The organism is Paeniglutamicibacter sp. NPDC091659 (genome assembly GCF_044756805.1).
Lineage (GTDB): Bacteria > Actinomycetota > Actinomycetes > Actinomycetales > Micrococcaceae > Paeniglutamicibacter.
Genome location: NZ_JBIVTO010000006.1, coordinates 294,731 through 314,527, shown reverse-complemented (window position 1 = coordinate 314,527; position 19,797 = coordinate 294,731). Strand labels below are relative to the sequence as shown.

The following is a 19,797-nucleotide window of genomic DNA, read 5'->3' as shown; positions in this document are numbered from 1 at the left end:
TCCACAGCGGTTTGGCCGCAGGGCCAAGACCCCACCGGATGGCAAACCACGAAAGCTTGAAGCGGAAGTCCCGGCCCCTCTCACATATTGTCTAAAAAGGTGGGGCAGGCCCGGAAAACCCGGGCCTGCCCCACCTTCAAGTTGTTTAAGGGACTACGGTGTGTGGTGCGGCGTGTCTTCGGACGGATTGCCGCCTTCTTCCGGCTTCTTGTTCTTGCCTTCTTCGGCCAGCTTGCGCTCACGCTCCTTGAGCTCGGCTTCCTTGCGGCGCAGTTCCTCGTCACGGGCCTTGTTGCGGCGCTGCGTCTCGAGGTTGCGCAGGAAGGCCTCGTCATCGTCCGGGGCGCCGGTGGCCGGGCGTGATCCCGGGGCCGGATGCTGCTGCCCGCCTGCGGATGGGCGTCCGAGCCAGAACCAGAGCCCCGCGCCGATGAGCGGCAGCAAGATGATGGCGGCGACCCAACCGGCCTTGGGCAGGGAACGGACATCGCTCGGACGTGTGCGAACACATTCGATCAAAGCGTAGATGGTGACAGCTAGTGCGACCAATGCGGCAAAAATTATGTTCCTGACCATATCTATAGTCTAGTGAAAATATCTGGGATCGGGCTGCGGATAGACTGGGGACGTGCAGTTCTTAAAGTACACCGTGATCCGGTTGGCCCTTTTCTTCGTTGTTTTCCTCCCGCTGGCATACCTTCTGCGCTGGCCCGTCTATACTTCGGGCCTGATCGCGCTGGTCATCGCCTTTGCCGTCAGCTACTTGTTCTTCAACAAGCTGCGGCTGGCCGCCAACGCCGACGTACAGAAAATGTTCGCGGCAAACGGCCCCAAGAAGTCCAAGCGGCAGCTGTCCGACGAGGAAGCCGAAGACCGCTTCCTGGACGGCGACAAGTAGCCTTTCGCCCCTTCCGGGGGCCGGGGCCGTAGGCAGTGTTCCGCTTCAACGCGGGCGTGCATGCGGCCCTACCGCTCCTTAAGGGAGCATTGGTTCTCACGTGGTCGGGCCGGTTCGAGTTCCATCGGCCGTCGACTCCCGATTCTTGCCCGTTAGCCCCAGGTGGTTGGCCGGCGGAACGAGCCGCCCCGCCGGAAGGCCGCGGCGCGTCCCAAGGCAGCGCAGATTCCCAGCGGGGACGAGTAGCCGTATGCGTGGATCCAGCCGTCACCCGTGGAAAAACCCAGCCGGACGGCCCGTGGCGCAAAAATGCGGCGGGGCGGCTTCCGAATCGGAAGCCGCCCCGCCGCATCGGTGAAACCGTTACTAGGCCAGTGCCTTGCCCATGACGATGGCGACCGTGAACAGCACGGCGTAGGCAAGGTTGATGATGCCGGTCTGCTTCAGCACCGGGATCAATGCGCCGGGTTCGTGCTTGCGCAGCATGATCCAGCAGGGCATCAGGCTCGGCAGCACGGTGAGCAGCACCAGCCACAGCCACGGGTGGGTGCCGATCATCGTCACCGGCAGCACGATGGCAACGGCCAGCATCATCACGTAGCTGATGCGTGCGGTGTCATCTCCCAACCGCACGGCAAGGGTCATCTTGCCGACTTCCCGGTCCGTGGGAATGTCGCGGACGTTGTTGGCCATCAGCAGGGCCGTGGCAATCAGGCCGGTGCCGATGGCACCCAAGAGCGAGAGCAGCGAAAGCATCCCTGCCTGGGTGTAGGTTGTGCCAAGCGTCGCCACCAGGCCGAAGAAGATGAAGACGAAGACCTCGCCCAGCCCGCGATATCCGTAGGGGTTCTTGCCGCCGGTGTAGCCCCAGGCCGCGAGGACGGCCGCGGCACCGACCAGCAGCAACGGCCACGAACCGGTGAAAACCACCAAGAATGCGCCCACCAGGGCCGCGGCGCCGAAGCAGCCGAACGCCGCGTTCCGCACGTCCTTCGGCTCGGCGAGCCCCGAGCCGGTCAAGCGCAGCGGGCCGACGCGAACGTCGTCGGTGCCCCGGATTCCGTCCGAGTAGTCGTTGGAGTAGTTGACGCCGACCTGGAGCAGGAGACCCACGATGAGTGCCAGGATCGCCTCGAACCAGGCAACTCTTCCGGTGATGTCCACCGCCGCCGCAGTGCCGATAACCACCGGGGCAATCACGATGGGCAGGGTGCGAAGTCGTGCACCGGCGACCCATTGGGAGAGCGTTGCCACTGTTAGTCCTCTCGATACTTCCGTCTAAGATCAGCCTCCATTCTCCCCTGATCAGCGAGGAGGGCGAAATTAGGCTGAACCGGCGGCGGGATGGAGGACGTTGCCGGGCCGGGCTATTCGGTGGCGGCGGCCAGCAGCGCGCCGAGGGCCATGCGGTCGAACTTACCGTTGGGCAGCAACGGCAAGGCCGGAAGCCGTAGGATGCGGCGCGGAACCGCAGCGGCGCCGAGGGTTGCACGGACCGCCTCGCGCACCGAGTCCGGGGCGGCGGTTCCGCTGAACGCGGCTCCGACCTGCTGGCCCCACTGCTCGTGGGCGACGGGCAGGACCATGACGGATTCAACGCCCGGAAGCGACTCGATGACCTGTTGGATCCCGGACGCGGAGACCTTGACGCCGCCGGTGATGATCACGTCGTCGGCACGGCCGCTCACCGAAAGGATCCCGTCCTCAACGCTGCCCAGGTCGTCGGTGCGGTACCAGCGGGTTCCCGCGTCGTCGACACTGAAGTGCGCCTCGGTCAGTTCCGGGTCGCCGAGGTAGCCAGAGGCGATGGTCGGGCCGCCGAGCCAGATCCGGCCGTCGACGGTTTTCGCCTCGACCCCGGGAAGGGCCTTGGCGTCGTAGACGCAGCCGCCGCTGGTTTCACTGGACCCGTAAGTGAGGTGGATGTTCAGGGAATGGCTGGCCGCCGCCTCGAGCACCGCCCGCGGGGCGCGCGCCCCGCCGAGCAGGATCGCATCGAAGCGCTTGAGCGTGGACAGGGTTTCTGCATCGGGGTCGGTGAGCAGGCGCTGCAGCTGGGTGGGGACCAGGGACACGAGGCGCTTGCGGTCGGTCAGCGCCGCCGCGGCCTCGTTGAACCCGGCGGCGTCGAAGCTCCGGTCCAGGTCCATGCCCCAGGGGCGCGTTCCTGCATACAGGCTCCGGCTCAGCACCGACAGCCCCGCCACGTAGTGCAGGGGCAATGCCAGCAGCCATTGGCCCTCGAAACCGAGGTACTCGGCGGTGGCCATGGAGGACGAGGCGAGGGCCTCAACCGACAGGGCAGTGCGCTTGGGCGTGCCGGTGGACCCCGAGGTGCGCACCACGGCCGCGATTTCCTCCAGGCCCTCCAGCTCCGCCTCGTCCACGAGGTTCACCAGGTATTCGTTGTTCGTGGTGCCGGGAAGGATCTCCACGGCGGGCCCTTCCCCGTTGAGGGAGGCCGAAAAGGCAGCGAGCGCGGAATCTGGATTCATGGGTGGCTGGAGTCCTTGGCCTTAGAAGTAGTACGGGTGGGCGGACCAGTCGGGGTCGCGCTTTTCCAGGAATGCGTCCCGGCCCTCGACGGCTTCGTCGGTCATGTAGGCCATGCGGGTGGCCTCGCCGGCGAAGACCTGCTGGCCGGCCAGCCCGTCGTCTGCCAGGTTGAAGGCGAACTTGAGCATGCGGATGGCCTGCGGGGACTGGCGGGCGATGTCGGCCGCGTACTCCAGGGCGACTTCCTCGAGGCGGGCGTGGTCGACGGCCTCGTTGACGGCGCCCATGCGGACCATGTCATCGGCGGAGTACTCGCGGGCGAGGAAGAAGATCTCGCGTGCTGTCTTCTGGCCGACCTGGCGGGCCAGCAGCGCCGAGCCGTAGCCGGCGTCGAAGGAGCCGACGGTGGCGTCGGTCTGCTTGAACTTGCCGTGTTCGCGGGAGGCGATGGTCAGGTCCGAGACGACGTGCAGCGAGTGCCCGCCTCCCGCGGCCCAGCCGTTGACGACCGCGACGACGACCTTCGGCATGGTGCGCATCAGGCGCTGGACCTCGAGGATGTGCAGGCGACCGGCGCGTGCCGGGTCGATCGAGTCGGCCGTCTCGCCCTCGGCGTAGCGGTAGCCGTCGCGGCCGCGGATGCGCTGGTCGCCGCCGGAGCAGAAGGAATGCCCGCCGTCCTTGGGGGAGGGGCCGTTGCCCGTGAGCAGCACCGTTGCCACGTCCGAGCTCATGCGGGCGTGGTCCATGACGCGGTAGAGCTCGTCGACAGTGCCGGGGCGGAACGCGTTGCGCACCTCCGGACGGTCGAAGGCGATCCGCACGGTCGGCAGGTCGCGGACGATGTTGCCGTCGGCGTCGCGCTCGACCTGGCGGTGGTAGGTCATGTCCTCGAGGTCGAAGCCCTCGACCACGCGCCAACGCATGGGGTCGAAAATGTCTGAGACCTTGGCCGGCAGCTGCGGGTTTGATTCAACGTTGCTCACAGTTATGAATGCTAGCCGCTTACCTGGTGGAGGAGCGAAAATCGGTCGCCTGCCACGAGGCTCGGAGGGAGTCGGGTGGGGCCGGGAGCCAAGGACTGTTCAACAATTTTTTGGGAAGCCATTTTCGGTCTGCCGACCCGCGGAAATCCGGGCTTCACAAGCGGATTTGTGCAATTGCATATGCTGTGCACCACACCCGAATCGTGTGGTCCGAGGCACACCTCAAGTGTATTTGTTGCGGTGAATGCGGTAGGTTTACCGCTTGCATCCACTCAATGTGTCACGGGCCACCCCGGGCTGATTTTGAGCGTGTGCCTCCCGCCTTACCCCAGTGCGAGAGTAAAGCTTTATTGAAGGAGTCACGCGTTGGAACCCCACAACGTTCAAGAGCACCAACACCATGTTTCGACACGGGAAGCGGGTGTCACGTCGGAGGGTTACAAGAAGACCCTGACGCGTCGCCACGTCCAGATGATCGCCATGGGCGGTGCCATCGGCGTTGGCCTGTTCATGGGTGCCGGCGGGCGACTGGCTTCGACCGGTCCCGCATTGATCTTCTCCTACGCCATTGCCGGCGTCATCGCGTACTTCCTGATGCGTGCACTTGGTGAATTGATCATGTACCGCCAGTCCTCGGGCTCCTTCGTTTCCTACGCCGGTGAACTCTTCGGCGCCAAGGGCGCCTACCTCTCCGGTTGGATGTACGTCCTGAACTGGGCCATGACCGGCATCGCCGAGCTCATCGCCATCGGCCTGTACTTCCAGTACTTCTTCCCGGGCGTTCCCGTGGAAGCCTCCGCGCTGTGCGCCCTGGGCCTGCTCGTGGCCGTGAACCTGTTCAGTGCCAAGGCCTTTGCCGAGTTCGAATTCTGGGCATCCTTCCTCAAGGTCGCGGCCATCGTCTCGTTCCTGTGCATCGGCACCTACCTGGTGGTCACCAACGCGCAGGTCGGCGACGGACACGCCTCGGTGAGCAACCTCTTCGCCAGCGAGGGCGGCATGTTCCCGCGCGGCTTCCTGATCTCCATCCTGGTGCTCAACGCCGTCATCTTCGCGTACAACGCCATCGAGCTGGTCGGCATCACCGCCGGCGAAATGGAAGACCCCGCCAAGGAAGTTCCCGCCGCGATCCGCGCCGTGGTCATCCGCATCGTGGTCTTCTACGTCGGCTCGGTGTCCCTGCTGGCCATGATCGTGCCGTGGAACAAGTACCAGGCCGGCGTCAGCCCGTTCGTCACGGTCTTCGACCAGCTTGGCTGGGGTTGGATCGGCAGCGTCATGAACTTCGTGGTCATCACCGCGGCGCTCAGCTCCTGCAACTCGGGCCTGTATTCGATCGGCCGCATCTTCCGCGCGATGGCAAACAACGGCCACGCCCCGCAGTGGCTGACCAAGATGAACAAGCGCTACGTCCCGTACGCGGGCATCTGGGCCATCTCCGGCGTCTACTTCATCGGCATCATCCTCAACGTGTGGCTCGGTGGAACCTACGCGTTCGACCTGGCGCTGAACACCGCGTCCATCGGCGTGCTGTTCACCTGGGGCTCGATCTTCGCCTGCCAGCTGATGCTGCGCAAGAAGCGCGGCAAGGCCTCCTCGCTGCTGATGCCCGGCTCCCCGTACACCAGCTGGGCGGGCCTCGTGTCCCTGGCGATCATCACCGTGCTGATCGGTTTTGACACCATCACCGGCAAGGACGGCGAGGTCTTCCACCTTGGCCTCTACACCATCGGGTGCATCCCGCTGATTGCCGTCGCGCTGTGGATCGGCTGGCGCAAGGTGCGCAACAACAAGCCCAAGAGCGAGCTGTACGCCTAGTACACCGGTTTCTTTGTACCCCCGATACCTTCTCGGGGGTTGAGAATCGGCGGGGTTGAGTGGAAGTGTCATAGTGGCACAGTCCGCACAACCCCGCCGATTCGCGTTTAAGCCGGTGCGCTTCCCGTGAAGCGCGCCCCGGCGAATGTGGCGCGGAGGTTGACCCCGATCACGTCGGGGTGGGATTGTATTAGTGAACGAATGGTCGGTAAATAACGTGCGGTCTGTCCGGGACCCGCGGCCGTGGAAAAGTACGGCCCGCCATTGCCCTTCCGCCAGCGACGGCGGGAGCGGGGCATGGCGAGTTTCGAATGACAAAGGAGTTGTGATGACCGAGGCTTTCTTGGTGGGCGGAGCCCGCACACCGGTTGGACGATACGGCGGGGCCTTGAGCAGTGTCCGCCCCGATGACCTGGCAGCAATCGCCATCAAGGCTGCCGTCGAGCGCGCCGGAATCGATCCGGCCGACGTCGACGAGGTGATCTTCGGAAACGCCAACGGCGCCGGCGAGGAGAACCGCAACGTGGCCCGCATGGCGTGGCTGCTGGCGGGCTTCGAGGACACCGTCCCGGGCATCACCGTGAACCGCCTTTGCGCCTCCGGCATGAGCGCCATCACCATGGCCAGCCACATGATCAAGGCGGGTGCCGCCGACATCGTCGTCGCCGGCGGCGTCGAGTCCATGAGCCGCGCCCCATGGGTCATGGAGAAGCCGGACAAGGCCTTCTCCAAGCCGGGAGCAACCTACGACACCTCGATCGGCTGGCGCTTCCCGAACCCCGAATTCCTCTCCGGCGAACTGTCCCGCGACGGCAAGGCCACCTTCTCGATGCCGGAGACGGCCGAGGAAGTCGCCCGCGTCTTCAACACCAGCCGCGAGGATTGCGACGCCTTCGCCGTGCGCTCCCACGAACGCGCCATCGCCGCCATCGAGGCCGGCCGTTTCAAGGACGAGATTGTCCCGGTCGTCGTGAAGACCCGCAAGGGCGAGACCGTCGTCGACACCGACGAGGGCCCGCGCCCCGGCACCACCTTCGAGGTGCTCTCCGCACTGCGCCCCGTGGTCAAGGGCGGCACCGTGGTCACCGCTGGCAACGCCTCGACCCTCAACGACGGCGCCTCGGCGATCATCGTTGCCTCCGAGGCCGCCATCAAGAAGTACGGACTGGTTCCGCGCGCCCGCATCATCGACGGCGCCTCCGCGGGCCTGGCCCCGGAAATCATGGGCGTCGGACCGGTTCCGGCGACCCGGAAGGTCATGGAACGCTCCGGCCGCAAGATCGAGGACCTCGCCGCCGTGGAACTCAACGAGGCCTTCGCCTCCCAGTCGCTGGCCTCCGTGCGCGAACTGGGCATCGACCCGGAAATCGTGAACAACGACGGCGGAGCCATCGCGCTCGGCCACCCGCTGGGCTCCTCCGGCTCCCGCATCGTCATCACCCTGCTGGGCCGCCTGGAGCGCGAAGCCAAGGAGGGCGGCAGCAAGCTTGGCCTCGCGGCAATGTGCGTCGGCGTGGGCCAAGGCTCGGCCCTGCTCATCGAGGGAGTCTAAGGCGTGGCTGAGCAGTTGGACACCACGGGCTTCCAGACCCTGAAGGTCACCGAATCCGCGGACAGGCTGCTGGTGCAGCTTGACCGCCCCGAGGTCAAGAACGCCATCGACCAGCTGATGGTCGACGAGCTGCACGCGGTGTGCGCCTACCTGGAGCGCACCCCGAAGGTCATGGTGCTTTCCGGCACCCCGGCCGAACCGGAAGCCGGCGCCAAGGGCATCTTCGCCTCCGGCGCCGACATCGCCCAGCTGCGCGAGCGCCGCCGCGACGACGCGCTGGCCGGCATCAACTCGGGCATCTTCGATAGGCTCGCCAAGCTGCCGATGCCCGTCATCGCGGCCCTTGACGGCTTCGCCCTGGGCGGCGGCGCCGAGCTGGCCTACGCCGCGGACTTCCGCATCGGCACTCCCGAACTGCGCATGGGCAACCCGGAAACCGGGCTCGGCATCATGGCCGCGGCCGGTGCCACCTGGCGCCTGAAGGAACTCGTGGGGGAGCCCCTGGCCAAGGAGATCCTGCTCGCGGGCAAGGTGCTCAAGGGCGAGGACTGCCTGCGCGTCGGGCTCATCACCGAGCTCGTCGAGGGCTCCGAACTCATGGCAGCGGCCTCGGCCCTGGCCGACCGCATCGGCAACCAGGACCCACTGGCGGTGCGCATCACCAAGAGCGTGTTCCACACCCCGCGCGAGGCGCACCCGGTCATCGACACCCTCGCCCAGGGGATGCTCTTTGAATCCCAGGCAAAATTCGACCGCATGCAGGCCTTCTTGGACAGGAAGAAAAAGTAATGAGTGAAGTTTCCACGGCCCTCCCGGCCAAGGTCGGCGTACTCGGCGGCGGCCGCATGGGCGCCGGCATTGCCCACGCGTTCCTGATCAACGGCTGCGACGTGGTTGTCGTCGAGCGCGACGAGGCTTCCGCACAGGGCGCCCGCGAACGCGTCGAGTCCGCAGCAGCCAAGTCGATCGAGCGCGGCTCGGTCGACGGGAACCTGGGCGAGATGCTGACCCGGTTCGACGTCTCTGTCGATTACGCGGCCTTCGCCGACCGCGAGCTCGTCGTCGAGGCCGTCCCGGAAATCTGGGACCTGAAGGTCTCCTCGCTCAAGGCGGTCGAGGAGCACCTTGCCGCGGACGCGATCCTGGCCTCCAACACCTCCTCGCTGTCCATGAGCGGCCTGGCCGCCGAGCTGCAGCGCCCGGAGAACTTCCTGGGCCTGCACTTCTTCAACCCGGTGCCGGCCTCCACGCTCATCGAGGTCGTCATCGCCAAGCAGAGCGCCCCGGAGCTCATCGAGCGCGCCCGCGGCTGGGTACAGGGCCTGGGCAAGACCGCGGTCGTGGTCAACGATGCCCCGGGCTTCGCCTCCTCACGCCTGGGCGTGGCCATCGCGCTGGAAGCCATGCGCATGGTCGAAGAGGGCGTGGCAAGCGCCGAGGACATCGACAACGCCATGGTGCTTGGCTACAAGCACCCGACCGGCCCGTTGAAGACCACCGACATCGTGGGCCTCGACGTGCGCCTGGGCATTGCCGAGTACCTGCACGAGACCCTGGGCGACCGCTTTGCGCCGCCGCAGATCCTGCGCGACCTGGTCGAACAGGGCCACCTGGGCCGCAAGACCGGCAAGGGCTTCTACGACTGGAGCTAGCGCCGCCGCGTCCCGCGCACGGCATCAACGACGAGGGGCCGGAGCGCAGCCAATTGGCTGCGCTCCGGCCCCTCGTCGCGTCTAGCGCGTGCGCAGTGCTTCCGTGCGCGCGAAGCGTTCCCGGGTCAGGAAGGCCAGCTGCGCTTCCTTCTCCGCCAGCTGGACCTTGGGCCCGAGCTTGAAGCACGTGGCCCCGAGCCGGCGCACGGCCTTCTCATTCCGGGCATCGGGCTCCACCACGATCCGGTCGATGGCGGGGTCGGAGAACATGAAGTTGATCAGCGAGGTGACCAGCCGCGGCGTGAAATGCGGGACGGGACGGGCGGCCGGTGCCAGCAGCAGGTGCATGCCGATGTCCTCGGCGCGGGCCGGGTAGGCCTCGCCCACGGGATCATGCAGCGGCTCGTAGGTCTGGAACAGGGCCACCGGTTCACCATCGAGCAACACCAGGAACGCGTGGTGGGTCTCGAGCGAGTCGAGGAACCGGTAGACCTCCAAGACGTCGCTGCGCGAGTACTCCGTCATGCCCCAGAACCTGGCGCGGTCCTGCGTGACCCAGCCGTGGATGAGATCGAGGTCTGTCTCCGGGGACAGCGGCACGATCCGCACCGTCCCCCGGGACCCGAAGTCCTCGGTGTAGACGGTGGTGCGGAGGCCGAGGTCCTTGGCGGTTGCGGGGGCGGTGTTCATGGGGTCCTTTCAATCGGGGGTTCCGTGGCAAGCAGGGGGCCTTTGATAAGCAGAGGGTCTTTGATAAGCGGAGGGTCTTTGACCAGCAGGTTCCAGTCCGTGACGACCGGAACGAGGCTGCCGGCCGCCCAGTGCGGCAGTTGGTCGGAAAAATGGGGGCTTCCGGGGTTGCCGGCCGCGCCGAACGGGACCACCCAGCGGGAATTGGCGCGGTCCGCGAGGTCCCAGACGTAGCGGGCCACCGGGCCGCGGAAGCTGCGGTCCTCGACGCCGGGCAGGGACTCGGTGGAGAGCACGCAGCCGGTGTCGCCGGAGAGAGTTGTGGCCGGGACGCGGTCCGCGAGCCGGCCGGGGAGCTCGTGCACGGCCAGGAGCGTGTGGCGTTCGCCCCAGCTTTCCTCCGGCACTGCAGCGGCCTCGGCCAGGGCGGCCGCCGCCTCCACCGCCGGGTCGATCCCCAGCTCCGGTCCGCGATGCAGAAGCGTCTCAAGGGCGAAGCCCACCCGGGAGGCCACGGAAAGCCACGGTCCGAACAGCGGCGAATACCCGTGCGCCCCGGCCAGGGGTGCCAGGGCCGGGTGCCGCGCAATCCCGCGGACCAGGGCCGTGCGCCACGCGGCGAAGACCCCGGCGTCGGCGCTGTCCGCGGACATGTGGCCGTCCCATGCGAGGATGCGGGAGCGGAGCCGGGCGTCGGCCGGCGGCAACAGCCCGGCCTCGAGCGTTTCCAGCACGGCACGGAACGCGGGCAGCGAGCCGAGCAGGGTGTCCGAGTGGATGGCCTGCATGGCGTCCACCGTGAGCGGTGCGGCGCCGGCGGCTTCCAACAGTTCGCGGATCCGCCGGGTGCGGTGGGCGGGGGCGAACTCCATCCCGACGGGGTCCCCGCCGCCGGCCTCGCGGTCGTTGGCGCTCACCGCGAATCGGCCAACTTCGGTGCTCGGCAGCTGAACATGGCTGCCGTCCCAGGAATGTTCGGCCGAGGCCGCCGGAACCGGCAGGCGCCGGTTGTCGTGGTTCCGCTGCGGCACCAGCCCGGCGAGGAAATGCCGCACGGTTCCTTCGGTGTCCGCGGCGAGAACGCTGTTCACCGGCTCCACCCACCGCTGAAGGGCCGTCTCCACGTCGGCGACGCGGCGGCTGCGCAGCAGCGGCAGGAGCGCGTCGAATCCCAGCCGCCCCTCGACCCGGGCAGGCATCCGCAGGCTCAGCGCGCCGCCGTCGGGCCCGCCGACGATGACCGGGCCGCGGGCGGTCTCGATGACCTCCACTTCCTCGGGCGCGCCGCCGCGGACCAGGATCGTCTCGACGACCGCGACGGCGGTTTCCCAGCCATGGGGGCCGCGCGCCTGGATGCCGCCGTCCGCGCCCCGGCGCAGCTCTTCCTCGAAGAGGTCCTGGTAGTCGGCCATGGCGTTGGTGATGGCCCAGGCGGTGTGGCCGGTGTGGCCGAAGTGCGGCAGGCCCGGGACGCCGGGGAAGGCGAAGCCGACTGCGTCGAACTCCGGGCAGGCAAGGTGCACCTGCTGGTAGACGCCGGGCAGCTCCAGAAGGCGGTGCGGGTCGCCGGCGAGCAGCGGCGCGCCCCCCGCGGTGGCCGAGCCGTGGGCGGCCCAGGCGTTGCTGCCGGAGAACACCGGGGCTTCGATGCAGAACAGGGCGACGGCGTCGGGGCCGAGGGTCCGGGCGACGTGGGCGCGGAAGAGCTTGTTCGGGAACGTGGAGAAGAGGATGTGTTGGACCAGGAACACGCCCAGGGGCGTCCACGGGTTCCAGCGTGCCGGGGCGGTGCCGGACTGACCGAATTCCGGCCCGCCGCGCACTCCGGCATCGAGCGCCTGGTTGATGCCGTCCACGTAGCTGGCGCACCAGCGCTGCGTGTCGGCGTCGAGGGAATCGAAGCAGCGGCGAGCGGTGTCCTCGAGCCGGCACTGGCGGGAGAAACGGTCCCACGGCAAGCCGTCGGCGCCCAGCATTTCGGCGGTGCGTCCCTCGGAGCGCCAGCGTTCCAGCTCGATCTGCCATGAGCGGTCCGTGGCGGCGTTCAGGCCCTGCAGGTGCGCCAGCTGATCGGCGGAATCGGCCCGCAGATGCGGGATGCCCCAGGCATCGCGGTAGATCCCCGCGCCGGGGGCGTTGCCGGGGGTATGGTTGCCGGGGCCGGCGGGGGCAGGCGTCATGGTCACTTGGGTGCTTTCGGAGTCGGATTTTCGGTGGTCGTTGACGGGCCGCCCCGCCCATGACCGCGAAATCGGGCACGGGCGGGGCGAGCAAGGCTCACCGGGGGTTGGAGGTGACGTCCTACGCCCGGTGCCCGGCCATCGGATTTTCCAGCGTGCCGGCGTAGATCAGCCCGCCGGACTGGTCGGCCAGGTCAAGCATCTGCTGGTTGTTGCGCAGCTGCAGCCGGTTCAGGCAGGAAAGCTCGAAGTCCGGGGCGAAGAGCTCGAGGGCGTCGAAGGCCTGGGCCTGCTCCGGGTTGCGTTCCCGGTAGGCGAGCAGCCGCTGCGCCGCGACGGCCCAGAATTCCTCCTCGTCGCAGACGCCCTCGCGGGCCAGCGAGGGGGCCAGGAAGCGCAGGAAGCAGTCGACGACGTCGGTGAAGATCGCCAGCCGGCGCTCGGAATCGGGCGCCGTGATGCGGATCCGCTCGACCTCGGCGGGCAGCTGCTGCCTGTCCCCGAACACCGCGACCTCCTCGGCCAGGTCCTTGTGCAGCACCCGCACCGGCGCCGAGTCCTCGAGGACCAGGATGACGTTTTCCCCGTGCGGCATGAACACCAGGTCGTAGCGGCACAGGCAGTGCGCCAGCGGCACCAGGTAGGCGTCGAAGTAGCGGGCCAGCCACTCGGCCGGGGCCAGTCCTGAGCGCCGGATGTGCGCGGCGGCCAGCGAGGCACCTGCGGCATCGATGTGCAGCAGCGAGGCCATGGTCGCCAGCGCCTGGCCGTCCTCGAGGCGCGAGGCCGGGGATTCGCGCCAGAGCGCGGCAAGCATTTTGCGCTGCGGCGCGTTCCGGCCTGCGGCGTTGAACAGCGGGCTGGTGTAGCCGACGGCCGCGACCTCGCGCAACAGCCGGGTCCCGCGGGCCTGCAATTCGGGATCGGCGTCGAACAGCGTGGTGAGCCACGCGTTGATGGCGGGGGTGCCCTCCATGTAGGAGGCGGAGAGCCCGCGCATGAAGCCCATGTTCAGCACCGAGAGCGCGGTCTTGACGTAGTGGCGCTCCGGTTTGCTGCGGTTGAAGAAGGTGCGGATCGACTGCTGCGGCTGGTACAGGTCGGACCCGGAGCCCAGGTGCACCAGGTGGCCGGTGGCCACGTCGGGTGCGAAGCTGACGGCCAGCTTGTTGTCCCACTGCCACGGGTGCACAGGGATGAACACGAAATTCTCCGGATCCAGGCCGCTGGCGGCGCAGGCCGCGGCGAGCCGGCCGTTCAGCAGGGCCAGCTGTTCCTCGCCGAGCTCCTCGCGCAGCAGGCCAGCGGCGTCGATCCCGTCCAGGGCGGTGAAGCGGGCCCGCGAATTGTGGGCCGCAATCCACTGGAGCTCGATCGCGGACCCGGTTTCCGGGGCGTGGTCCAGGTAGTCCACGGCGCCCAGACCCAGCCGGCCGTTGTTGGCCACGAAGCACGGGTGCCCCTCGGTCATCGCGGCCTCGGTGCGCTGGAAATCGGCGACCGCGTCCCCGGTCCCTGCGGCGAGTTCCGCGGCGCTCGCGGTGGAGTGCAGCTGCTTGTAGCAATGCCCGGCCAGCGTGCTGCCGATTTCCTCCAGGTACACGGGCAGCTGGGTCTCGGAGAGGCCGAGTTCCTCGCGGAAGACCAGGACGAAGCCCGCGGCGTCGGGCGCGACGGGTTCCCCGGCACGGGTCACGGACAGCGAGGCGGGATCCACCACCCAGTGCTCGAGTCGGTGCACGGTGGCGGCGAAGCGGTACTCGAGTTCCCCGATGGACAACGACCAGTTCCCGTCCGCCGGCACCGGGGCCAGCAGCCGCTCGTGGGTGAACTCGGCGATGGCCTTGGCCAGCACGTGGCGGTTGGCGGTGTCCCAGCGGGCGGGGGACAGGTGCGCGGTGGCGGTGGAGGGACCGCGCGTGGCGGCGGCGAAGTCGGCCCGGGTGCAGAAGGACAGCAGCGCGGTCTTGGCCGGGGTGTCCGGGCCCGCGGGCAGCTCGACGCGCCCGGCGGGGCGGAAACCGAGCCGGGAGTTCAGCGAGTGGATGGCGGTGTTGCCCGCGTCCGGTTCCACGACGATGCGCAGCACCGCCGGGTCCGCGAAGAGGTGGGCGATCGCGGCCTCCATGGCCGCGGCGCTGAATCCGGGCAGCGCCGGGCCGGTGCCGGGACCCGCGAGCAGCAGGTGCAGCCCCGCGTCCCCGTGCCGGTGGGCGTAGGCATTGGCGAGCACCGAGTGCTCCGGGGCGTAGTGCTCCAGCAGCAACACGGCCTCCGGCTCGCGGCCGGGAGACGTTGCGGGCAGCAGGCCCAGCAGCACGTGGTGGTGCGGGTCCGTGTCGAGGGCCGCATAGGCGTCGCGGACCTGCTCCACGGACGTGCCGTTCATGCCCCAGTAGCGGGCACGTTCGGTGTTCACCCAGCCGTGCAGCAGCCCGGCGTCGATGGCCGGGTCGAAGCGGCGGAAGGAAAAGTCGGTGGCGGACGGCGCGATGGCCGGCTCAAAGGTGGTGATCATGCGTGGGCCCCTTCGGGGTGGAGTTCAATGGCGGGGGAGTGAGCGGGGCCGGCGGCCGCGGGGCTGCCGAAGTGCTGGAAACCGATGCGGGTTTCCACCCGGTAGTGGGCCCGGCCGAGCAGCCGGTTGATGATCACCGAGTTGCGGTAGGCGCCCATGCCCAGGTCCGGGGCCGTGAATCCGTGGGTGTGCAGTTCGGCGTTCTGCACCAGCACGTCGCCCGAGTCGGTGATCGCGTAGTCGCGGTCCACGTCCAGCCGGCCGTCGGGCAGCCGGTTCAGGCGCTGCTCGATGCCGGCCAGGAAGGAAGGCTCCCGGTAGCCGTAGCCGGTGGCCAGCACCAGGGTGTCGGCGTGCGTGGTGAAGGCTCCGCCGTCGTCCTGGTTGCGCAGCCCCAGGCTCAGGGAGTCGTTGCAGGTTTCGATCGATTCCAGCGCCGTGGCCGCGCGCAGCGTGACGGGTGCGTGCCCGGAAACCGAACGCCGGTAGAGCATCTCGTGGATCTCGTCGATCAGGTCCGCGTTGATGCCCTTGTAGAGCCCCTTCTGGCTGGCCGAAAGCCTGTCGCGGGTGCCCTGCGGCAGCTGGTGGAAGTGATCGATGTATTCCGGGCTGGTCATCTCCAGGGTCAGCTTGGTGTATTCCAGCGGGAAGAAGCGTGCGGAGCGGGTGACCCACTCTAGCCGGCCGTCGGCGGGCAGCCTGCCCAGCAGGTCGGCAAAGATCTCTGCGGCGCTCTGGCCGCTGCCGACCACCGCAATCCGTCCGGACGCGGCGATCCGTTCGCTGGCCTCCCGGTAGCCGCTGCTGTGCACGACCTGTCCGGTGGCCAACAGGTGCTGCGGGACGGAGGCCGGCACGTACGGCACTGTGCCGGTGCCCAGCACCAGCTTGCGGGTGCGCACGGTGTGCGCGCCCTCCGCGGTGTGCACGTCGAGCTCGTACATGCCGTCCACGTGCCGGGCGGCGGCGACGTGGTGCCCGAACCGGACCGACGGCAGCTTGGCCGCGGCCCAGCGCAGGTAGTTGTTGTATTCCTCGCGCAGCGGGTAGAAGTTCTCCCGGATGTAGAACGGGTAGATGCGCCCGGTCTCCTTTAGGTGGTTCAGGAAGGACAGCGGGTTCGTCGGATCGGCCATGGTGACCAGGTCCGCCATGAACGGGACCTGCAAGTGGGCGCCCTCCAGCATCATGCCCGGATGCCAGGCCAGCTCGTCGGCGCTCTCGAGCACCAGGACTTTCAGGTCCTGCACGGAGCTGGCCAGCGCCGCGAAGCCCAGGTTGAAGGGGCCGGCGCCGATGCCCACGGCGTCCCAGATCGGTTCGTGGCTCGGGTTCTTGAAACTCATGCGGACACCTCGCTTGCTGCGCGCTCGCCGGAGAGCCGACGGCCGTGGGCCACGACGGCGTCGAGGATTTCGGCCACGTCCCGCGGCGTGGTTTGCGGGTTCAGCAGTGTCAGCTTCAGGTGGCGCACCCCGTCGACGGTGGTGGCGGCGACCATGGCCTCGCCGGAGTCGTACAGGGCCTTGCGGATCGCGTTGGCCAGCGATTCCCCTTCCCCGTCCAGTCCGGCCGGTACGTAGCGGAAGACCACGGTGCTCAGTTGCACCGGAGCGGCGAGCTCCAGTTCGGGGTGCTCCCGGACCATGTCGCCGGCCTCGGCGGCCAGTTCCATCACGGAGTCGAACATTTCCCCGATGGCCTGCCCGCCGATGGAGCGCAGCGTCACCCAGAGCTTCAGCGCATCGAAGCGGCGCGTGGTCGCCAGCGACTTGTCGACCTGGTTGGGCACGCGGCCGGCCTCGGCCGCCGGGTTCAGGTACTCGGCGTGGTGCGAGACCAGGCCCAGGGTTGCCTTGTCGCGGACCAGGATGGCGCTGGAACCGATGGGTTGGAAGAAGGACTTGTGGAAGTCGACGGTTACCGAGTTCGCGTGCTCGATGCCGGACAGCATTCCGCGGTGTTGCGGCGAGGCGAGCAGCCCGCCTCCGTAGGCGGCGTCGACGTGGAACCATGCGCCGTACGTGGCTGCCAGCGCCCCAATGGCCGGCAGCGGGTCGATGGCACCGAAGTCAGTGGTGCCCGCGGTGGCGACGATGGCCAGGGCGCGCAGTCCGGCGGCCCGGTCCTCCTCAAGCGCGCACTCAAGCGCGGCCGCATCCATCCGGTGCATGGAGTCGACGGGGATTGCCACCACTGCGTCGGCCCCCATGCCGAGCAGCGAGGCTGAGGTGGCGATGCTGAAGTGGCTGTCTGCCGAGGCGTAGATGCGCAGCCCGGCAAGGCGCTCGGGCAGGCTGCCCGGCGCTCCGGCGACAGCGGAGTTGCGGGCCAGCAGCATGGCCTGCATGTTGGAGGCCGTCCCGCCGCTGGTGAAGACGCCGTCGGCCTCCGGGCCGAGGTCCGCCAGGTCGGCGGCCCAGTCGACGAGCCGTTGTTCGATCAGCGTGGCTCCGGCGCTCTGGTCCCAGGTGTCCATCGAGGTGTTGACGGTGGTGACGAGCGCCTCGGCGACAACGGCGGGCACTGCCACGGGGCAGTTCAGATGCGCGGCATAGCGCGGATGGTGGAAGTAGACGGCATCTCGCAGGTACAGTTCCGTCGCTTCCTCAAGGGCGGCGTCGGTGCTGCCCAGCGGGGTGCGGAGATCAACGGCGTCGAGCCGGGCACGCAACGCTGCGGGGCCGGGGCCGGTGGTGGGGCCGGCGGCCTCGGCGATCGAGCGAGCGGCCATGCGTGCGGCGGCACCGAATTCTTCGGCCATGCGTTCGGCGGATTCGGCGCCGAGCAAATGCCGTGCGGCGTCGGCGGCGTATGCGGGGGAGGACAGGGTTTGCGCCAGGGGACGTTGGGGCGTCATGGGGCTCCTTCAATGTTGGGGAAAGACCACAAGCTGATAGGCAAAGGTTATGCTTACCTAACTCGTGCCGAGACATTAAGCGCACGACTATGGCCCGTAATGCAAATTAAGTTAAATAAACAACCAAATAAATCCATGTCGGATGGGTGTATGCATCCGTCCGGATGGCGCGTACCCGCAAGGCGGGGCGGGGGACCGAACCGGCACTTCACAATTCGCAAGATCGCGGTCTCGCCTCTGGTTTCTTCATGTTGTGCGTCGCCACGGCAATGCACTTGCAGATCCTGGCAGGTTCATGGGTACCGTGGGAGGGAGAACGCGGAGCCAGCGGGCACCGATCGCCACCCGAAGAAGGGCATGAACATGTACATCGTCACCAACAGGATCGATGTTCCGGCCGAGCGCGCCGAGGCATTCGAGGAACGCTTCATCGGCAACATGCGCAACAACCTGCCGAAGGTTGAAGGGCTGACCCGTGCCACCCTCGACCGACCTGCGGAAGAAGGGACCCCGTACAAGGTGACCATGGAATTCGAGGCCGAATCCGACTTCGAGGCATGGAAAAACTCCGAGGCCTTCCGCGCCTCGCACACCCGTCCCGCCGCCGCGACGGAATCGGCTCCCGTCGAAACCCCCAAGGCCGATGACGTGCGCTCGGCGACCGGAATCGAACGCCACATCCGCATCGAGACCTACCAGGCCTAGGCCGGCGGTTCGACTTGTTGGATTCCGGCGGGCAGCCGCATTGGGAGGGTGCCGTCAACGCGCGCCACGTGTTGGGCAACATCTATCGGATGGGCCGCAGCGAATGGCTGACCACCGAGGGGTGGGAACAGGCCTACGCCGACGGCGTGCGAACGGTCATCGACCTGCGCAACCCCACCGAACGGAACCGGCGTCCCACCGATCCCGCGATAGACGAGGCGGCGCGGGCGGGGATCGTCATCATCAATGCGCCGACCGAGGAGCCGGGACACCCGGAGTTCGAGAGGGTCGCCGTCCCGTACATGAACCATCCGAGGCTCTACCCGGCGAACGTAGAGTACTTCCCCGACCGCATCGCCGAAGTCTTCCACCGGATAGCCGCCGCCGAGGGCAACATCGTCTTGCACTGCTCGGCAGGCAGGGACCGCACCGGGCTGGTGGTTTCGATGCTGCTGCAGCTGGCGGGGCGCCAGGACCTGCTGGAATCCCAGTACGAGGCGGCGTTGCGCGGGATCAACGAATGGCACAAGGTCAGCCCGGTCAAGCACCCCTACGAGTCGCACATCGGCGAGCAGGAGCTCGTCGAGCACCTGGCCGAACGCGTTGCGGCGTTGGACGAGTTCGTGGGTTCCCTGGACGTCGAGGCGTTCCTGCTCGCGCACGGGCTGAGCCAAGCGGAGATCGACTCCATCACGGGGAAACTGGTCCGGCCGCAGCGGCAGGATTCCCCGGACGTCACCCGGGTGTCGTCGAAAAAACACGGCGGCACCAAGCCATAAGCTGAAAACATGACGATGATTGAGCCGGTCACCCTACGGGGGAGCCTTGTCACCCTCGAGCCGCTGACCCATGAACACCATGACGAACTTGTCGACGCGGTTCGCGACGGCGAGGTGTGGAACCTCTGGTACACGGTGGTGCCCACACCGGAGAAGATGCGGGCGGAAATCGAACGCAGGCTGGCGGAGCAAGCCGCGGGCACCATGCTGCCGTTCGTGAGCCGGCGGAATTCCGACGGACTGGTCCTGGGCATGACCACCTATATGGCCATCGATGCCTCCATGCCGCGCGTTGAAATCGGGTCGACCTGGAACCGGGCTTCTGCCAGCGGAACCGGCACCAACGTGGACGCAAAGCTGCTGCTGCTCACCCACGCCTTTGAGGTGCTCGGATGCCCTGCTGTCGAATTTCGCACGCACTGGATGAACGCGCAATCGCGGGCCGCCATCGAGCGGCTCGGCGCGAAGCTGGACGGGGTGTTGCGATCGCACACGCGCATGGCCAACGGGTCGCTGCGGGACACTTGCGTGTATTCGATCATCGCTTCCGAATGGTCCCAGGTCCGTTCGGGGCTCGAACACCGACTTTCCAGGCACCTACTCCCCGCGGCGCACCAAGCCCCGGGTTCCGTGGGCCTTCACGACCAGCAGGGGTAACGC

17 protein-coding genes are annotated in these 19,797 nt (G+C 67.8%); 8 read left to right on the top strand and 9 right to left on the bottom strand.

Going from position 1 to position 19,797, the window contains the following annotated elements; genetic code table 11:
- Positions 1-153: 153 nt before the first annotated feature.
- A complete protein-coding gene (locus ACIQLF_RS13500) occupies positions 154-576 on the bottom strand; it encodes a PLDc N-terminal domain-containing protein (protein ID WP_400299178.1) in 423 nt (140 codons plus the stop codon).
- Between the two features lie 52 nt (positions 577-628).
- On the opposite strand from ACIQLF_RS13500, the gene ACIQLF_RS13495 reads away from it, so the two are divergent.
- Entirely contained in the window at positions 629-898 is a 270-nt protein-coding gene (locus tag ACIQLF_RS13495; RefSeq protein ID WP_400299177.1) for a DUF4229 domain-containing protein, read from the top strand.
- Between the two features lie 366 nt (positions 899-1,264).
- Here the strand turns inward: ACIQLF_RS13495 and ACIQLF_RS13490 are convergent, their stop codons facing one another.
- The 3 genes from ACIQLF_RS13490 to ACIQLF_RS13480 form a co-directional block, all read right to left on the bottom strand.
- Positions 1,265-2,152, bottom strand: a complete 888-nt coding sequence (locus ACIQLF_RS13490; RefSeq protein ID WP_400299174.1) for a 1,4-dihydroxy-2-naphthoate polyprenyltransferase — start codon at positions 2,150-2,152, stop codon at positions 1,265-1,267.
- 113 nt (positions 2,153-2,265) lie between these two features.
- A complete protein-coding gene (locus tag ACIQLF_RS13485; protein WP_400299172.1) occupies positions 2,266-3,393 on the bottom strand; it encodes an AMP-binding protein in 1,128 nt (375 codons plus the stop codon).
- A gap of 21 nt (positions 3,394-3,414) precedes the next feature.
- Complete coding sequence (locus tag ACIQLF_RS13480) at positions 3,415-4,380, bottom strand: 1,4-dihydroxy-2-naphthoyl-CoA synthase (RefSeq protein WP_400299170.1); 966 nt, start codon at positions 4,378-4,380, stop codon at positions 3,415-3,417.
- Between the two features lie 450 nt (positions 4,381-4,830).
- Between ACIQLF_RS13480 and ACIQLF_RS13475 the strand changes: the two genes are divergently transcribed.
- From ACIQLF_RS13475 to ACIQLF_RS13460, 4 genes are all read left to right on the top strand, one after another.
- Positions 4,831-6,198: an amino acid permease gene (locus tag ACIQLF_RS13475; RefSeq protein ID WP_400299210.1), complete on the top strand. Its 1,368-nt coding sequence runs from the start codon at positions 4,831-4,833 to the stop codon at positions 6,196-6,198.
- Positions 6,199-6,526: 328 nt separating this feature from the next.
- On the top strand, positions 6,527-7,750 hold the full coding sequence (locus tag ACIQLF_RS13470; RefSeq protein ID WP_400299167.1) for a thiolase family protein: 1,224 nt from the start codon (positions 6,527-6,529) through the stop codon (positions 7,748-7,750).
- Between the two features lie 3 nt (positions 7,751-7,753).
- On the top strand, positions 7,754-8,539 hold the full coding sequence (locus ACIQLF_RS13465) for an enoyl-CoA hydratase/isomerase family protein (RefSeq protein WP_400299165.1): 786 nt from the start codon (positions 7,754-7,756) through the stop codon (positions 8,537-8,539).
- A complete protein-coding gene (locus ACIQLF_RS13460) occupies positions 8,539-9,402 on the top strand; it encodes a 3-hydroxyacyl-CoA dehydrogenase family protein (RefSeq protein ID WP_400299162.1) in 864 nt (287 codons plus the stop codon). The genes ACIQLF_RS13465 and ACIQLF_RS13460 overlap by 1 nt, the downstream gene beginning before the upstream one ends.
- 81 nt (positions 9,403-9,483) lie before the next feature.
- Here the strand turns inward: ACIQLF_RS13460 and ACIQLF_RS13455 are convergent, their stop codons facing one another.
- The 5 genes from ACIQLF_RS13455 to ACIQLF_RS13435 all read right to left on the bottom strand — a co-directional run bounded on the left by ACIQLF_RS13455 (position 9,484) and on the right by ACIQLF_RS13435 (position 17,653).
- The gene (locus ACIQLF_RS13455; RefSeq protein WP_400299159.1) at positions 9,484-10,092 is read right to left on the bottom strand and encodes a GNAT family N-acetyltransferase; all 609 of its coding nucleotides are present in this window, start codon (positions 10,090-10,092) and stop codon (positions 9,484-9,486) included.
- Positions 10,089-12,272 (bottom strand): penicillin acylase family protein, encoded by a 2,184-nt coding sequence (locus tag ACIQLF_RS13450; protein WP_400299207.1) that lies wholly within the window; start codon positions 12,270-12,272, stop codon positions 10,089-10,091. Before ACIQLF_RS13450 ends, ACIQLF_RS13455 begins: the two co-directional genes overlap by 4 nt.
- Before the next feature lie 121 nt (positions 12,273-12,393).
- Entirely contained in the window at positions 12,394-14,790 is a 2,397-nt protein-coding gene (locus tag ACIQLF_RS13445) for a GNAT family N-acetyltransferase (RefSeq protein WP_400299157.1), read from the bottom strand.
- Positions 14,787-16,139 (bottom strand): lysine N(6)-hydroxylase/L-ornithine N(5)-oxygenase family protein, encoded by a 1,353-nt coding sequence (locus tag ACIQLF_RS13440; protein WP_400299154.1) that lies wholly within the window; start codon positions 16,137-16,139, stop codon positions 14,787-14,789. The genes ACIQLF_RS13445 and ACIQLF_RS13440 overlap by 4 nt, the downstream gene beginning before the upstream one ends.
- The gene (locus ACIQLF_RS13435; RefSeq protein ID WP_400299152.1) at positions 16,136-17,653 is read right to left on the bottom strand and encodes a pyridoxal phosphate-dependent decarboxylase family protein; all 1,518 of its coding nucleotides are present in this window, start codon (positions 17,651-17,653) and stop codon (positions 16,136-16,138) included. The genes ACIQLF_RS13440 and ACIQLF_RS13435 overlap by 4 nt, the downstream gene beginning before the upstream one ends.
- Positions 17,654-18,010: 357 nt before the next feature.
- On the opposite strand from ACIQLF_RS13435, the gene ACIQLF_RS13430 reads away from it, so the two are divergent.
- From ACIQLF_RS13430 to ACIQLF_RS13420, 3 genes are read left to right on the top strand one after another with little or no spacing between them, the layout of a single operon-like run.
- Positions 18,011-18,358 carry an antibiotic biosynthesis monooxygenase family protein gene (locus tag ACIQLF_RS13430; RefSeq protein WP_400299149.1) on the top strand — a complete coding sequence of 116 codons (348 nt, stop codon included), beginning with the start codon at positions 18,011-18,013 and terminating at the stop codon, positions 18,356-18,358.
- Between the two features lie 14 nt (positions 18,359-18,372).
- The gene (locus tag ACIQLF_RS13425; RefSeq protein ID WP_400299146.1) at positions 18,373-19,137 is read left to right on the top strand and encodes a tyrosine-protein phosphatase; all 765 of its coding nucleotides are present in this window, start codon (positions 18,373-18,375) and stop codon (positions 19,135-19,137) included.
- Positions 19,138-19,146: 9 nt separating this feature from the next.
- The gene (locus tag ACIQLF_RS13420) at positions 19,147-19,794 is read left to right on the top strand and encodes a GNAT family N-acetyltransferase (RefSeq protein WP_400299143.1); all 648 of its coding nucleotides are present in this window, start codon (positions 19,147-19,149) and stop codon (positions 19,792-19,794) included.
- Positions 19,795-19,797 lie beyond the last annotated feature (3 nt).